Below are 15,456 nucleotides of genomic sequence, written 5' to 3'. Positions count from 1 at the left end.
CCAACCCGAGAAGATAGGCGAGGAAACGGTATCCCTGTGCCGCGGCGAGCTGACGCGCGCCGGTCAACGTCTCCAGAAGATAGTCCGCCCCCTCACCGCCTGTTTCGCTACCGTCCTCTTTCGTTTTCGTATCTTGCAATGGACGTCCCCTACGCATCCGCCCATCGGCGCTATCGGACTTCACCTTCCGCTTGGTTCCTCCGACAGGATTTCGCATTTTACCTCCTGTCTCTTGAAAAACGTTCCCAGCGCGAGAACATTCAAGATTACTAATCTCTTGTTTTCGATTATTACGCGCTATTTAGATCGGGTCACACAAAATCCAATCCGTTTCTCGCTGTAAAAATTGTCGTTTTGAATAAAACGGAGATAGCAGTTTCTCAATACATGAGGATTTCCGCGGCCTTCCGAGGAAGTTTGACAGGTCACGGGCTTTTCCGCATTGTCCCGCGTCGGCGCAAGGTCGCCCCCGGATCACCAGTCGGATCACCGGAATACGAGCGGACAGGCCGGCAAAGTTTCTTGTCCCCCACAGGAGAGCATTCGAGCCCTAGATGGATGTCGTCATAGTAGAATCGCCAGCCAAGGCGAAAACCATCAACAAGTATTTGGGCAAGGACTATAAAGTCATGGCCTCCTACGGCCATGTGCGGGACCTGCCGTCCAAGGACGGCTCCGTGCAGCCTGACGAAGACTTCACCATGCACTGGGATGTGGATGCCAAGTCCCAGAAACGGCTGAACGACATCGTGAAGGCCGTGAAGGACGCCGACGGCCTGATCCTCGCAACCGACCCCGACCGCGAAGGCGAGGCCATTTCCTGGCATGTGCTGGAAGTACTCCGCGACAAAAAGGCGCTCGGCGACAAGAACGTGAGCCGCGTGGTCTTCAACGCGATCACCAAGCAGTCCGTGACGGAAGCGATGAAGCATCCGCGCGACCTCGACAAGGAACTGATCGACGCCTATCTCGCCCGCCGCGCCCTCGACTATCTCGTCGGGTTCACGCTGTCGCCGGTGCTTTGGCGCAAACTGCCGGGCTCGCGTTCGGCGGGGCGCGTGCAATCGGTCGCGCTGCGTCTGGTCTGCGACCGCGAGCTCGAAATCGAATCCTTCCGCGCCCAGGAATACTGGACCGTCGAAACCGATTTCCAGACCGAGAAGTCTCAAAGCTTCATTGCCCGCCTGACGCAGCTCGACGGCAAGAAGCTCGACAAATTCGCCATTCCCGACGAGAAATCCGCGAAGGACATCGAGGCGCGCATCCGCGACTCGAAATTCACGGTCACCTCGGTCGAAAGCAAGCCGACCAGGCGCAATCCGAACCCGCCCTTCACGACCTCCACCCTGCAGCAGGAAGCCTCGCGCAAGCTGGGCTTTTCCGCGAGCCGCACCATGCAGGTCGCTCAGCGGCTTTATGAAGGCGTGGAACTTGACGGCGAGACCACCGGTCTCATCACCTATATGCGTACCGACGGCGTGCAGATCGCCGATGAGGCGATCGCGGCGACACGCACCGTCATCAATAACGAATTCGGCGAGACCTATCTGCCGGACGGGCCCCGCGTCTACAAGACCAAGGCCAAGAATGCGCAGGAAGCGCATGAAGCCATTCGTCCGACCGAGCTGTCGCGCCTGCCCAAACAGGTCGCCCATGTGCTCGACGACGATCAGCGCCGCCTCTACGAACTTGTCTGGAACCGCACGGTCGCCAGCCAGATGGAGAGCGTGCAGCTCGAACGCACCACAATCGAGATCGAGGCGAACGACGCCCCCATCGGCATGCGCGCGACGGGCTCCGTCATCATCTTCGACGGCTTCCTGCGCCTTTATCAGGAAGGCCGGGACGACGATGCAGGCGATGGCGAGGACAGCAACCGCCTGCCGAAAATGGCCAAGGGCGACAAGCCCAGCCTCGTGAATGTGCGTCCCGACCAGCATTTCACCGAGCCGCCGCCCCGCTTCACCGAAGCGACGCTCGTGAAGCGCATGGAAGAACTCGGCATCGGCCGTCCCTCCACCTATGCCTCGACGCTGCAAACGCTGCGCGACCGCGGCTATGTGACGATGGACAAGAACCGCCTCGTCCCCGACGACAAGGGACGGCTGGTGACGGCCTTCCTCGAAAACTTCTTCGAGCGCTATGTCGAATACGGCTTCACCGCCGATCTGGAAGAAAAGCTCGACAAGGTGTCGGCGGGCGAACTCGACTGGAAGGAGCTGCTGCGCGACTTCTGGAAGGGCTTCACCGGCACTGTCGAGGACATCGCGGATCTGCGCATCACCGAAGTGCTGGACCGGCTGAACGAAGTGCTGGCGCCGCATGTCTTCCCCGAAAAGGAAGACGGATCGGACCCGCGCAAATGCCCCACCTGCGAAAACGGGCGCCTCTCGCTCAAGGTCGGAAAGTTCGGCGCCTTTGTGGGCTGCTCCAACTATCCCGAATGCCGCTTCACCCGCCCGCTGACAGCCGCGCTCGACGCGGATAGCGCCGCGGCGACCGGCGACCGCGTGCTGGGCGAAGACCCGGATACGGGCGCGGAAATCACGCTGAAATCCGGGCGCTTCGGTCCTTACGTGGAGCGCGCGCCGCTGGAAGAAGGCGAAAAGCCGAAACGCTCCGGCCTGCCCAACGGGCTTGCCGCCGCCGATGTGGACCTTGAAAAGGCGCTGAAGCTGCTCACCCTGCCCCGCGAGATCGGCCTGCACCCGGAGACCGGCAAGAAAGTGACGGCTGGCCTCGGCCGCTTCGGTCCCTACATCTATCACGACGGCACCTACGCCAATATCAAGGACCCGGAAGAACTCTTCACCATCGGCCTCAACCGCGCACTCACCGTGCTGGCGGAAAAGATCGAACGGGCGGAAAAGCGCGCGGGCAAGATCCTGAAAGAGCTGGGCGAGCATCCGGACACGAAAAAGCCGGTGCAGCTTCGCGAGGGCAAATACGGCCCCTATATCCGCTATGGCACCGCCAATGTGACGCTGCCCAAGGGGGCCGATCATGACGCGGTGACCTTCGAGCAGGCGCTTGAACTCATCGCAGAGAAGGTTCCCGCCAAGGGCAAGAAGAAAGCCGCCGCCAAGAAGACGACAACGAAAGCCGCTGCGAAAAAGCCCGCAGCAAAGAAGCCTGCCGCCAAAAAGGCGCCGGCGAAGAAGAAAGCGCCCGCAAAGAAGCCGGCTGTGAAGAAAAAGCCGGCGGCCAGCAAAACAGATTCCGCAAAGGCCGAAACTGAGTGACCGCGCGCAAGACGCCGCCGAGACCCAAGAAAGCCCCTGCCGGCAAGGCGAAACCCTCCGCCGGACAGGCGAAAGATGACAGCGCCGGAGGTCTGCCCAGCCGTGAGCGGGTCCTGGCATTCATCTCCGAGACCGAAGGCAATATCGGCAAGCGCGAAATCGCCCGCGCCTTCAACATCAAGGGCTCAGACCGCATTCCGCTGAAGCGCATGCTGCGCGAGCTGGAAGCGGAGGGCCTGCTGGAAAAGGATGGCGGCAAGAAGCTGCGCCGCCCGGGCGAACTGCCCGCCGTCACCGTGCTGGAAGTCACCCATACCGACATGGATGGCGATCTGATCGCCAAGCCGCTCAACTGGAGCGGCGAAGAGCCTGCGCCCCTTATCGTCATCGTGCCGGAAAAAAGACGCGGCAAACGCTATGCCGGAGACGCCCCCACGGGCGTCGGCGACCGCGTGCTGGCGCGCATTGCGCAAAACACGGACGAGCCCGACACCTACCCCTATGAGGCGCGCGTCATCAAACGCGTCGGCAAGGGCGCGGAACGCGTGCTCGGCGTCTTCAAAGCCGATGCGCGCGGCGGACGCATCCTGCCCGTGGACAAGAAGACCCGGCACGAATTCGAAGTTGGAAGAGGCGATGCGGGCGATGCCGGAGACGGCGATCTCGTCATGGGTGAAACCATTCCGGGCAAACAGCATGGCCGACCGCGCGCCCGCGTGATCGAGGTGCTCGGCAATCGCGATGACCCGCGCGTCGTTAGTCTCATCGCCATCCATGCGCATGGCATTCCCGACGCCTTCCCCGAAGAGGTGGTGAAATCCGCCGCCCGGATGCGTCATCGCGGCCTCAAGGGCCGGGAGGATCTGCGCGACATTCCGCTCGTCACCATCGACCCCGCCGATGCGCGCGACCATGACGACGCCGTCTGGGCGATGCCCGACGACAATCCGAAAAACGAGGGCGGGCATATCGTCATCGTCGCCATCGCCGATGTGGCCGCCTATGTGCGCCCCGGCGAACCGATGGACGAGGAAGCCAAGAAGCGCGGCAACTCCACCTATTTCCCCGACCGCGTGGTCCCCATGCTGCCGGAGCGGATTTCAAACGATCTCTGCTCGCTGCGGGAAAAGGAAGATCGCGCCTGCATCGCCGTGCGCATGACCTTCGACCGGCACGGCACCAAGATCGGTCACGAATTCATTCGCGGCCTGATGAAGTCGGCGGCGAGCCTCACCTATCGCCAGATGCAGGAAGCCATCGACGGCAAGCCGGACGACAAGACCGGTCCGCTGCTCGACACCGTTTTGCAGCCGCTCTGGAACGCCTATCAGACCATGCTGAAAGGCCGCGAACAGCGCGGGCCCCTGGAGCTGGATCTGCCCGAATACCGCATCGGCTTCGACGACAACGGCAAGGTCGTGCAGGTGAAGGAATATGAACGCTTCGAGAGCATGCGCCTGATCGAGGAGTGCATGATCCAGGCGAATGTCTGCGCGGCGGAATCGGTGGAGGACAAGCGCAAGCGCGTCATTTACCGCGTGCATGACGGCCCGAGCCGCGAACGCATCATGGCGCTGGCGGAATTTCTCGATACGCTCGACATCAGCTTTTCCAAGGGCGAGGTCGTCCGTCCACAGAATTTCAACCGCATCCTGAAACAGGTCCACGATACCGAGCACGACCGCATGGTGAGCGAGGTCATCCTTCGCTCCCAGGCCCAGGCCATCTACTCGCCGGACAATATCGGCCATTTCGGGCTCAATCTGCGCCGCTATGCGCATTTTACCTCGCCCATCCGCCGCTATGCGGACTTGACCGTTCACCGTGCGCTCATCGCCTCGCTGAACCTCGGCCCCGATGTGAAGAAGGACGGCCAGCCGGAAGAGGAAGAACGCGGGCTGGAAGAGATCGCGACCCATATCTCGATGACCGAGCGCCGCTCCATGATGGCCGAACGCGACAGCAAGGACCGCTTCATCGCGCAATATCTCGAATCGCGGATCGGCGCGGAGTTCAAAGGCCATATTTCGGGCGTGACGCGCTTCGGCCTCTTCGTGAAGCTCGACGATAATGGCGCGGACGGCATTGTTCCCATCGCCACGCTCGGCGCGGAATATTTCCATCACGACGAAGTCGGACATGCGCTGGTGGGCGAACGCAGCCGCACCACCTACCGCCTGGGCGAAGCGGTGCGCGTGAAGCTCGCCGAAGCCGCTCCCATTACCGGCGGTATGCGCTTCGAACTGCTCGACGGCGGCAGTACCGGCGGCTCTACCGGGCGCCGCAATGCATCCGGCCGCGGGCGACCGGGCACGTCTCGGCGCAGGGGCCCGCAGAAATCCGGCGCCAAGCCGAAAGGCAAGCGCAAGACGGGAAGCCCCGGAAAAGGGCGCCGTCGTTAAACCAAATCAAGCGCGGCAACCTGCCACATTCCGCCCCGGGGCTTTACCCACCATTTTAGTAGGACTTGAGTCTCCAAATTCGTGGCGTTTAGCCGCGTGAACGAAATGAGTGCGCCCTTGGACATGTCCCGGCCCGAAATCTACCAGCAAGACGAAAATGCGCCGCGCCCCGCCAAAGAGGCGATTCTGCGCGGTCTGAGCATGCGCTGTCCGGCCTGTGGCAAGGGCCACATGTTCTACAAGTTCCTGAAAGTGTCCGATCACTGCCCGGATTGCGGGGAAGCGCTGCATTATCATCAGGCCGACGACGCCCCGCCCTATTTCACGATCATGATCGTGGGCCACATCATCGTGCCGCTGATGCTTTGGCTGGAGCTCGAATATCTGCCGCCGATCTGGGTGCATATGGCGCTGTGGCCGGCCCTCACCCTGCTCCTGTCGCTCTGGCTTCTACCGCGCCTGAAAGGCGGCATTGTAGGCTGGCAATGGGCCGCCCGCATGCACGGTTTCGGCAATCCCGACGCGGAACGCGGCACCACCCCGAACTAGCCTCAATCTTCTTGCCCCTCTCCCCGATTGACCGCAAAATCGCAGTTCTACTTTAGGGGGGAGAAAATGACTGTCTTAAATGCCGGGCGCGTTGCGTCCGAAGCTTGGCTTTGCCTGCTTGCGATCTTCTGTATCTCAGTTGGCTCAAGTGAAGTCGCCGCCAAACAACCAGCCTCGCCTGAAGAACTTAAGGCCATCCGAGAGGCGGTAATGAACCACGATTGTACGACGGGCCAATTCGACATGGCCCAGTACAACGGCATGGACCTCTTCCGCGCGCTCGCTGAAATACCCGTTGATGAAGCCCGTACGATGTTCGCTGACAAGACCCAAGTCAGTTCGGACACCCATGGGACACAGATCGAATACACTTCTGCAGATGGTGAAGCGCACCTCTGGTATCCGGGCAACAGTCGAGTTCTTCACGGCCGATGGAAAATCGAGCAGGAGGGCGGTTTCACGAAGGTTTGTTTTGCCTATGAAGGTGCGAGCGTGAACCCGCTTACCGGACATACCGGTAGTGGATTCGAGTGCGGCGCGGTGCAGTCAGCGAGCATGTCTACGGTCGATTCCGTCGAAGGTGACGTCTTCCAGCTCGCCCGCACAGACGAGGTAAAAAGGCCTCTCGCCAAGGATGCTGTCTCAGCCTATGTCCCGAATTGTCGCCCCGTGAAGCGGCCCTACCTGACTAACGGAAAGACACCGATCGAACACCTTCTTGAGGCGTACCCGCCCCAGCCAACGCGATAACCTCGACCGAGGACGCGACTTGAGTTCTAACGGTGGAGACTAGCTTGTGGGAGAAGGCATAATCCGAATGGGCGACCGCAACTCGTTGACCAGGATGACGTCTTCTCCCCGTGCCTTTCTCTTTAACCTCTCTCCTGCCTCCCGGATCCGCTTCTCATTTGCATCTCGCAAAGAGACCATCTCGCCAAAGACGCGTCCGTCGGGAAGCTTAACCAGACAATCGATGCGATTGTCCCATTCCTGCGGGACGCAATACGTCTCTTCTGCAATGGAGCGAAGAATTTCCTCCGCCTGATGGGCTGTTTCTTCAATTGTTCCTGACAACATGAGCTGTTCCTGCTTCTCGTCCATCGTCGCAGCGGAATCCTACAGTCCGGGCGTGGAACTGGACAGCGTATTGAGCCCCATGCATCCTGTTCTCAACAGCAATCATAAAAAATCAGGGACGAAAATATGAGCGAGGCGCCACAGACCACCTTTGACCCCAAACAATCGCGCGGTCAGGAATATCGGGACGGCGCGACGCGCGCCGTGCGGCCGCGCGATGCCGCGACCCTCATCATCGTCAACAATGATGCAAGCCGGCCCAAGGTTCTGATGGGGCAGCGGCATGAGAATCACAAATTCATGCCGAACAAGTTCGTCTTTCCCGGCGGACGCGTGGACCGGGCCGACAGCCGCGTGCGCGCAGCCGAAGACTTGCGGCCCGTGGTCACGCGGCGACTGATGACCCGCATGCGCGGCACGCCCAGCGAAAACCGCGCCCGCGCGCTTGCCATGGCTGCCATCCGCGAAACCTTCGAGGAAACCGGCCTCGTCCTCGGCAAGCCCGTGCGCGACGCCATGTCGAGCAAGCATGAAGACTGGGCGGCCTATTTCGCACAAGGCGTGGCGCCCGCGCTCGGACGGCTCGACTTCGTCGCCCGCGCCATCACCCCGCCCTATCGCACGCGCCGCTTCGACACACGCTTTTTCATCGCCGATGCCGAACATATTCAGGGCGACCCGCTCGCCGTCGCCGGCTCCGGCGAATTGCAGGGCCTGCACTGGCTGACGCTCGACGATGCGCGCGATCTCGACCTGCCCAACATCACCCGCGTGGTGCTGGACGAAATCGAGGAACGCCTGAAGCAGAACCGAGCCGCCCAGGCGCGCAGGCCCGTCCCCTTCATTCACTTCCGCAACGGCTCTGCCATCCGCGACGAAATCAAGGACTGAGCCTGTTGCAGCATGCCGCCCCCAAAACCCGCGCGGTGCGCCCGCGCGATGCCGCCAGCCTCGTCCTGATCGACCGGTCGGGCGAGGAACCGTGCATCCTGATGGGCCGCCGTCATTCGAAAATGTCTTTCGTACCGGACGCTTTCGTCTTCCCCGGCGGCAAGCTCGACGCCACGGACGAGAAAGCGAAACCGGCGACCGCGTTCGACGCTGAAATGAAAGCCCAGATCGCGCAGACCCCGGCACTGAGCCGCCGGGCCGAAGCGCTTGCCATGGCCGCCATTCGCGAGACCATGGAGGAAACCGGCCTGCTGATCGCCGCGCCCGGCGATGTCGGCGAGGCATCGGGCGACGCCTGGTCGCCTTTCCGCGACCAGGGGCTTGCCCCGCATCTTGCGCCGCTGCGCTTCGTCGCCCGCGCCATCACGCCCACCGAAAGCCCGATCCGCTTTCACGCCCGCTTCTATGCCGCACCCGCCGGAATCGCGACGGGCGAATTGCGCGGCAGCGGCGAACTGGAAGACCTCGACTGGTATCCCCTGTCGCAAGCGCTGAAGCTGCCGGTTATAGATGTCACCGAATTCGTACTTCATGAGGTACAAGGCGGCATGCCCGAACAGGCATCGGGCGACAGACCGGTTCCGCTCTTTGCCTACAGGAACGGGCGGCCGCTTTTGCGGAAGTAAAATGGAAGACACCCAGCAGACATTGACCATGGAAGTGCCGCCCGGGATGCGGCAGGGCGAACTGACGCCCCGTCAGAGGCGGAACAGCCTCATCGCCGTCATCGCCTGCATTTCGGTCGTGGGCATGGGGCTGGGTGTCTCGATCCCCCTTCTTGCGCTGATGATGGAGCGCGAAGGGCTTTCCAGCACGTTGATCGGCGCCAATACCGCCATGCCCGCCCTGGCGACGCTCGCTTTCACGCCCTTCATTCCGGCCATTCTGCAGCGCGTTCCGATCATTCCCTTCTTGCTGGGGTGCATCGTCATCTGCGGCCTGGCCATGCCGAGCTATTATATCTTCCCCAATGTCTGGCTCTGGTTCGCCATTCGCTTCGTGAACGGCATCGGCCTCACCGGCCTTTTCGTGGTGAGCGAGTTCTGGGTCAATTCGCTGGCCGACGAAAAGGCGCGCGGCCGCATGATCGGCATTTACGGCACGGTGCTTTCCGCGGGCTTCGCCTCCGGCCCGATCCTGCTGGCGCTTGTGGGCACGCAAGGCGCAACCCCCTTCGTCACCATCTCGCTCATCATTCTTGCCGCCGGGATCCCGTTGGTCTTCTTCGGGCGCGGCCTCGCCCCGCGCCTGACGGAAAGGCCGAGCCGGGGTCTTTTGAGCTTCGTGCTGGTGGCGCCCGCCGCCACGCTGGCAGGCCTCGTCTATGGCGCGACGGAGACGGATGTCTTCAACCTTCTTCCCGTCTATGCCGTGCGCATCGGCATGACGGAACAATCGGCGGCCTTCGTGCTGTCGATCTTCGCGGCCGGCAATATCCTTTTCCAGATCCCCATCGGCTATTGGGCCGACCGGGCCGACCGCCGGTTCGTCCTCATGGTCTGCGCCGGCGTGGGCATGATCGGCGCCCTGGCCATTCCGGCCGTTTCCGGCTCGATCTGGACCTTCGCGCCGACGCTTTTCGTCTTTGGCGGCGTGGTGGTGGGGCTCTACACGGTGGGCCTTACCCTGCTCGGCGAGCGATTCCGGGGCGCCGACCTTGCCAGCGCCAATGGCGCCTTCGTCATCATGTATTCGGTGGGCGCGCTCGCCGGACCGCCCGTTTCGGGCTATGCAATGGAGCTGTGGAACCCGCATGGCCTGGTCGTCGCCATAGGGGCGATTTGCGGGCTGTACCTGCTTGTGGCGGGCTGGCGCTATTTCACCGGCCCCAAAGGCCCCGCCGATACGGGATTTGAGAGCGAAACCCCCGGAAAATCAGGCTCTTGACTTCACAGGGCGCACGAGTAGTCTCCCGCCAACACGCACATCCTTAGATTGCGAGACGACCATCCGCGAGGGTCCCTAAACCCCGCGCAACCACAGGGATTTCGCGCCATGGCGAAGCCGACCACGATCAAGATCAAGCTCGAGAGCACGGCGGATACGGGCTACTTCTACGTTGCCAAGAAGAACAGCCGCACGATGACCGAGAAGATGACGGTCCGCAAATACGACCCCGTCGTTCGAAAACACGTCGAGTTCAAAGAGACCAAAATCAAATAAGATCAGAGCAGGCCACGGCCTGCTCTTTTTCTTTGTGCTCTCTGGAGACCTCCCATGGCGACCGCCGAACAGTATCGTAATCAGGCATCCTCCCTCAGCTACCGCAACCAGGCTTTCATTGGCGGCAAATACGTGCCTGCCGTCTCCGGCGAAACCTTCGATTGCGTAAGCCCCATCGACGGCGCCGTGCTGACCAGCGTGGCATCCTGCGACAAGGAAGATGTGGACGCTGCGGTGAAAGCCGCGCGGGCCGCCTTCGAAAGCGGTGTCTGGTCGGAAATGGACCCGCGCGACCGCAAGCAAGCATTGCTGCGTTTTGCCGCCGCCATTGCCGACCATCGCGAGGAACTGGCGCTCCTCGAAACGCTCGACATGGGCAAGCCGATCACCTTTGCGCAAAGCGTGGATATCGACGGCGTCGTGTCCACCGTGCAGTGGTATGCCGAAGCGATCGACAAGATCTATGACGAGATCGCGCCGACAGGCCGCGATGCGATCGGCATGATCACGCGCGAACCGCTGGGTGTCGTCGCCACCGTGGTGCCGTGGAACTTCCCTCTCCTCATGGGCGCCTGGAAATTCGGCCCGGCGCTCGCCGCGGGCAATTCCATCATCATGAAGCCGGCCGAGCAGTCGCCGCTTTCCGCGCTCCGCCTTGCCGAGATCGCAGCGGAAGCAGGCATCCCCGACGGCGTCTTCAACGTCGTACCGGGCTTCGGCGAAAAGGCCGGTCAGGCGCTCGGTCTCCATATGGATGTCGATATGGTCGCCTTCACCGGCTCGACCGAAGTCGGCAAATACTTCCTGAAATACGCTGCCGACAGCAACATGAAGCACATAAGCCTCGAATGCGGCGGCAAGACGCCCAACATCGTCTTCAACGACTGCAAGGACCTCGATGCCGCCGCCATGGGCTCCGGCATGGGCGTGTTCTTCAATACCGGCCAGGTTTGCGTCGCCTCCACCCGCCTCCTCGTACAGGAGGACATCCATGACGAGTTCGTGGAGAAGGTGAAGAAGGTCGCCGAAACCATGCAGCCGGGCGATCCGCTCGATCCCGCAACGCTGATGGGGTCCATGGTCGATGTAGACCAGATGGAGCGCGTGAAGAGCTATATCGAGATCGGCGAGAAAGAAGGCGCAAGCCTGGTACAGGGCGGCAAGCAGGTGCGCCAGAACACCGGTGGCGCCTATGTCGAGCCGACCATCTTCGACAAGGTGGACAACTCCATGCGCATCGCGCAGGAGGAAATCTTCGGCCCCGTCCTCTCCACCATCACCTTCAGGGACGAAGAGGAAGCGGTCCGCATCGCCAATGACACGATCTACGGCCTGCAGGCCTGCCTCTGGACCGACGATCTCAACCGCGCCCACAAGGTTGCGCGCAGGCTGAAGGCCGGCACGGTGAATGTGAACGACACCGACGGCGGCGACATCACGGTTCCCTTTGGCGGCTATAAGCAGTCGGGCATCGGGCGGGACAAGTCGCTTCACGCCTACGACAAGTACACCCAACTCAAGACCACCTACATCAAGCTGAGCTGACCCCGCGCCGCAAGCGGGAAGCCGACATGACAAAGGCCGGTCCTGATGGACCGGCCTTTCGTCATTTTCGCGCCTGACGCCTCTCTACCGCCACCACCCCCGGGGGGGGTGGCCGGCCGGGAAATAATGCGGGTATCAGAGGAGGCCACTCCATTACCACGCCCCGACCGGCCGTGCCCCGCGGACCCAGGAGATGCGGCGGACCTGAGCACCCCACGGGGACACGTTTCGTTACCGTTCGCCTATCCGCCTCACCCCCCAGCAAGGGCGGAAGACTGTGCGGCAACGAGATTCCACGTTAAGACAAAAATTACCATGTTTCTCAACAAGGATAAAGTGACACGATAAAGTCAGAGGCCAGACGCTTGAAATATATTAAAGAATTAAGGTTAATGCGCGAGTACGCCACTTCATCCACAATCTGAAGTAGCACCCTCAATCCGCCGGTTTCGGGACAATTCCGCGAGAAAACGCTTTGTAACGCTCCGTCAGGCCGCTTGCGCGACAACCTTGTTGCGACCGCTCCGCTTGGCTTCATAGAGACAGTCATCGGCCCGCGACAGCAGGCCGGATGGGCTATCCCCGCCCCCGATCGTGGTCGAAAGGCCGATCGACACCGTCACATCGAGCATCGTCTTGCCGTCATCGAGAGCGAAAGGCCGCGACGCGATGCAGACCCTCAGCCGCTCGGCCACCACTTTGGCGAAATCCGCATCGGTATCGGGCATCACCACGACGAATTCCTCGCCGCCCAGCCGGCAGCACAGATCCACACCGCGGACATTGTGAGCGATCCGCTGGGCGAACTCCTTCAGCACGGCATCGCCCGCCGGATGCCCATAGGTGTCGTTGACGGCCTTGAAATGGTCGATGTCGAAGATCAGCAGGGAAACCTGCTTGCCGGTATGCGCAGCATCGCCGACGAGCGATTCCAGATGGCCTTCCATATACCGGCGGTTATGCAGCCCGGTCAGCGGGTCCGTCACCGCCTGCTCCATGCCCTGCTGGAACTTGTCGCGCAGGAAGTCCTGATAGCGTTTACGGCGAAGCTGCGAGCGGCAGCGGGCCACAAGCTCGTTACGCTCCACCGGGCGAACCAGATAATCGTTCACGCCCATATCCAGCGCGCGAACCAGCCGCGCCGTATCGCCTTCCTCGACGATGACGAGGATCGGCGTCTGCCGCGTCGCCTCCAGCGAGCGGAGCTGCGAGCACAGACGGAGCCCGTCATGCGCCTCCAGCGTGAGGCTCACGATATACATGTCGAAATCGCCCTGACCGGCAAGCTCGATAAGCTCGTCGGGCGTCTCGGACACCATGACCGTATGTTCCGACGAAAGCGTATCGGTGATACGCCGCAACGAGGAGGGCCGGTCGTCGATCACGAGGAAACGGCCGGGCTCCTTCAGGAGCATGTCAGCCCCTTCCTTCGCCGAAAAAGCGCCGATGCGCTGGCCCGTCGCATCGCGCAGGCGCAGCTCGTCGGTCACCATTTTCAGGCGAACGAGGCTTCGCACACGCGCAAACAGCGCCAGGTCGTTGACCGGCTTGGTCAGGAAATCGTCGGCCCCCGCCTCCAGCCCCTGGACACGATCCTTGGGCTGGTCGAGCGCGGTGACCATGATGACGGGAATATGTTCGGTCTCGGACGAGGATTTGAGCCTGCGGCACACCTCGAACCCGTCCATGCCCGGCATCATCACATCGAGCAGGATGATGTCCGGCTGGCATTCCTTCACGGCCTCCAGGGCTTCCGGCCCGGAGCTGGCGGCGAACACTTCGAAATATTCGCCGGTCAGCTTCGCATCGAGAAGCTTCAGGTTTGCCGGAATATCGTCGACTATCAGGATACGGGCCGTCACGAAATCACCTCAGCCGAGGAACCGTTTCACAGTCTCCAGAAACTGGGTCACGGAAATGGGTTTGGAGATATAGGCCTCACACCCGCCCTCACGGATCTTTTCTTCATCGCCCTTCATCGCAAACGCGGTGACGGCGACGACTGGGATAGCCCGCAGGCTATCGTCTTCCTTGATCCACTTCGTGACCTCGAGCCCGGAAACTTCCGGAAGCTGGATGTCCATCAGGATCAGGTCCGGACGGTTTTCCCTGGCGATTTCGAGCGCTTCGATGCCATCGCGCGTCTGCAGCGTCTCATAGCCGTGTGCATCCAGCAAATCGTGAAAGAGCTTCATGTTCAGCTCGTTGTCTTCCACGATCAGGACTTTCTTCGACATAGCGTCCATCGCTCCGGAACTCCAATTGACCTCGAAACCGGCGGGGGGTATCCCCGCGATTCACTGGCAGGATCATCCCGATAGTGCCCATGACATCCTTAACCAACTCTTTATCAATGGCCGGAATCGGGGAAAAACCGCGCTTATCGCCTCCAGAGCCCCAATATTCGCAATTCACGCTAAACTCGAGATTAATGCCGACGATCTTTCTCGTTCAAAATGCAAAAAAATGACGCACGGGGTTCGTGTTTCGGGCAATTTGCGCGCCTGAGGTAGTGGTCGTAGCGGGATTCAGGGAGAAACACGTTGAAACGCGACAGGGCGGAAACAATCGCCATCAAGGCGCTCACCTTCCTTGCGCAGGATCAGGACCTGATGGGCGCCTTTCTGGCCCAGTCCGGCCTCTCGCCGGACGAGTTGCGCGAGCGCCTGAACGAGCCGGGGTTCCTCATCGGCGTGCTGGACTTCCTGTTGATGGAAGACGAACGCGTGCTCGCTTTCTGCGCCGCCGAGAGGCTATCGCCCGAAACCCCGCTGGCCGCCCGCCATGCCCTGCCCGGCGGCGAGCATGTAAACTGGACGTAAAGCCGCCGCATGACCTCCCCCGATCCGCTGGCCCTTCATGAAAGCGTTCCCGCACAGCTCGACGAGCTGCGACTGGAACGCGGCCGCCCGCTCATCGTCACCGATTGCGACGAGGTGCTGGTGGAGTTCCTGAAAGGGCTCGAACGCTATCTGGAGGCCAATAATCTCTGGATCGACCTGCAAAGTTTCGCCCTCTCCGGCAATATCAAGCATCGCGACACGAACGAGCCCGTGCCGCCCAAAGAGATGCCCGCCCTGCTCGAGCGTTTCTTCGATACCGAGACCCACCGGCTGGACGCGGTCGAAGGCGCGGCGGACGCCCTTGCCGAACTGTCGAAGCGCGCCCAGGTGGTGGTGCTGTCCAACCTGCCCCTGACGCAACGCAGAACCCGGATCGACAATCTGTCGGCGCAGGGCCTTGATTACCCCGTGATCGCCAACCAGGGCCTGAAAGGCGGTCCCGTCCGTAAACTAGCCGAACTGGTGGAGGCTCCGGTCTTCTTTCTCGACGACCTGCCGCCCAACATCTCTTCCGTGGCCGAGGCATATGAACCCTCGCACCGCATCCACTTCATTGCGGATGAAAGGCTGGCAAAACTGCTCGGCCCGGCAAAGGACAGCCATTTCCACACCACCGACTGGAACGCGGCAAAAGCCTTCATCGAAGAGAAGCTGGCGGCGGAAGGCTTCTGACGGGGCGTCCGG

14 protein-coding genes are annotated in these 15,456 nt (G+C 61.6%); 11 read left to right on the top strand and 3 right to left on the bottom strand.

Features of this window, described 5'->3' with window-relative positions; translation table 11 throughout:
• The first annotated feature begins 554 nt into the window (after positions 1–554).
• From topA to ACSSVQ_RS00435, 4 genes are all read left to right on the top strand, one after another.
• Complete coding sequence (gene topA, locus ACSSVQ_RS00450; RefSeq protein WP_454180375.1) at positions 555–3,242, top strand: type I DNA topoisomerase; 2,688 nt, start codon at positions 555–557, stop codon at positions 3,240–3,242.
• Positions 3,239–5,644: a ribonuclease R gene (gene rnr, locus ACSSVQ_RS00445; RefSeq protein ID WP_454180374.1), complete on the top strand. Its 2,406-nt coding sequence runs from the start codon at positions 3,239–3,241 to the stop codon at positions 5,642–5,644. The genes topA and rnr overlap by 4 nt, the downstream gene beginning before the upstream one ends.
• A 123-nt stretch (positions 5,645–5,767) precedes the next feature.
• Positions 5,768–6,193, top strand: a complete 426-nt coding sequence (locus tag ACSSVQ_RS00440; protein WP_454180373.1) for a DUF983 domain-containing protein — start codon at positions 5,768–5,770, stop codon at positions 6,191–6,193.
• A 66-nt stretch (positions 6,194–6,259) separates the two neighbouring features.
• Positions 6,260–6,943 (top strand): hypothetical protein, encoded by a 684-nt coding sequence (locus ACSSVQ_RS00435; protein WP_454180372.1) that lies wholly within the window; start codon positions 6,260–6,262, stop codon positions 6,941–6,943.
• A gap of 39 nt (positions 6,944–6,982) precedes the next feature.
• On the opposite strand, the gene ACSSVQ_RS00430 is transcribed toward ACSSVQ_RS00435, so the two are convergent.
• Complete coding sequence (locus tag ACSSVQ_RS00430; protein ID WP_454180371.1) at positions 6,983–7,294, bottom strand: hypothetical protein; 312 nt, start codon at positions 7,292–7,294, stop codon at positions 6,983–6,985.
• A gap of 102 nt (positions 7,295–7,396) precedes the next feature.
• Here ACSSVQ_RS00430 and ACSSVQ_RS00425 point away from each other — a divergent pair, with 102 nt between their 5' ends.
• The 5 genes from ACSSVQ_RS00425 (at position 7,397) to ACSSVQ_RS00405 (ending at position 11,929) form a co-directional block, all read left to right on the top strand.
• Positions 7,397–8,161, top strand: a complete 765-nt coding sequence (locus ACSSVQ_RS00425) for an NUDIX hydrolase (RefSeq protein ID WP_454180370.1) — start codon at positions 7,397–7,399, stop codon at positions 8,159–8,161.
• Positions 8,162–8,166: 5 nt separating this feature from the next.
• Entirely contained in the window at positions 8,167–8,847 is a 681-nt protein-coding gene (locus ACSSVQ_RS00420; RefSeq protein WP_454180369.1) for an NUDIX hydrolase, read from the top strand.
• 1 nt (position 8,848) lies between these two features.
• A complete protein-coding gene (locus tag ACSSVQ_RS00415) occupies positions 8,849–10,108 on the top strand; it encodes an MFS transporter (RefSeq protein ID WP_454180368.1) in 1,260 nt (419 codons plus the stop codon).
• Between the two features lie 108 nt (positions 10,109–10,216).
• On the top strand, positions 10,217–10,384 hold the full coding sequence (gene rpmG, locus ACSSVQ_RS00410; RefSeq protein WP_293326688.1) for a 50S ribosomal protein L33: 168 nt from the start codon (positions 10,217–10,219) through the stop codon (positions 10,382–10,384).
• A 54-nt stretch (positions 10,385–10,438) separates the two neighbouring features.
• Entirely contained in the window at positions 10,439–11,929 is a 1,491-nt protein-coding gene (locus ACSSVQ_RS00405) for an aldehyde dehydrogenase (protein WP_454180367.1), read from the top strand.
• A 488-nt stretch (positions 11,930–12,417) separates the two neighbouring features.
• Here the strand turns inward: ACSSVQ_RS00405 and ACSSVQ_RS00400 are convergent, their stop codons facing one another.
• Both ACSSVQ_RS00400 and ACSSVQ_RS00395 read right to left on the bottom strand, forming a co-directional pair.
• Positions 12,418–13,791, bottom strand: coding sequence for a PleD family two-component system response regulator (locus ACSSVQ_RS00400; protein WP_293326694.1), 1,374 nt, complete (start codon positions 13,789–13,791; stop codon positions 12,418–12,420).
• A gap of 9 nt (positions 13,792–13,800) precedes the next feature.
• Entirely contained in the window at positions 13,801–14,166 is a 366-nt protein-coding gene (locus ACSSVQ_RS00395; RefSeq protein ID WP_167089572.1) for a response regulator, read from the bottom strand.
• Between the two features lie 306 nt (positions 14,167–14,472).
• On the opposite strand from ACSSVQ_RS00395, the gene ACSSVQ_RS00390 reads away from it, so the two are divergent.
• Together ACSSVQ_RS00390 and ACSSVQ_RS00385 are read left to right on the top strand one after the other, a co-directional pair.
• Positions 14,473–14,751, top strand: coding sequence for a DUF3572 domain-containing protein (locus tag ACSSVQ_RS00390; protein WP_293326702.1), 279 nt, complete (start codon positions 14,473–14,475; stop codon positions 14,749–14,751).
• A gap of 9 nt (positions 14,752–14,760) precedes the next feature.
• Positions 14,761–15,444 (top strand): hypothetical protein, encoded by a 684-nt coding sequence (locus ACSSVQ_RS00385; RefSeq protein ID WP_454180366.1) that lies wholly within the window; start codon positions 14,761–14,763, stop codon positions 15,442–15,444.
• Positions 15,445–15,456: the final 12 nt, after the last annotated feature.

This window comes from Parvibaculum sp. MBR-TMA-1.3b-4.2 (genome assembly GCF_053628815.1).
This window is presented reverse-complemented; position numbering and strand designations above follow the sequence as displayed.

What these genes read in the sequence shown, in the direction of transcription:
- topA (WP_454180375.1), top strand. Translation starts at nt 555, where the DNA reads ATGGATGTCGTCATAGTAGAATCGCCAGCCAAGGCGAAAACCATCAAC.
- ACSSVQ_RS00440 (WP_454180373.1), top strand. Translation starts at nt 5,768, where the DNA reads ATGTCCCGGCCCGAAATCTACCAGCAAGACGAAAATGCGCCGCGCCCC.
- ACSSVQ_RS00435 (WP_454180372.1), top strand. Translation starts at nt 6,260, where the DNA reads ATGACTGTCTTAAATGCCGGGCGCGTTGCGTCCGAAGCTTGGCTTTGC.
- ACSSVQ_RS00430 (WP_454180371.1), bottom strand. Translation starts at nt 7,294, where the DNA reads ATGGACGAGAAGCAGGAACAGCTCATGTTGTCAGGAACAATTGAAGAA.
- ACSSVQ_RS00425 (WP_454180370.1), top strand. Translation starts at nt 7,397, where the DNA reads ATGAGCGAGGCGCCACAGACCACCTTTGACCCCAAACAATCGCGCGGT.
- ACSSVQ_RS00415 (WP_454180368.1), top strand. Translation starts at nt 8,849, where the DNA reads ATGGAAGACACCCAGCAGACATTGACCATGGAAGTGCCGCCCGGGATG.
- rpmG (WP_293326688.1), top strand. Translation starts at nt 10,217, where the DNA reads ATGGCGAAGCCGACCACGATCAAGATCAAGCTCGAGAGCACGGCGGAT.
- ACSSVQ_RS00405 (WP_454180367.1), top strand. Translation starts at nt 10,439, where the DNA reads ATGGCGACCGCCGAACAGTATCGTAATCAGGCATCCTCCCTCAGCTAC.
- ACSSVQ_RS00395 (WP_167089572.1), bottom strand. Translation starts at nt 14,166, where the DNA reads ATGTCGAAGAAAGTCCTGATCGTGGAAGACAACGAGCTGAACATGAAG.
- ACSSVQ_RS00385 (WP_454180366.1), top strand. Translation starts at nt 14,761, where the DNA reads ATGACCTCCCCCGATCCGCTGGCCCTTCATGAAAGCGTTCCCGCACAG.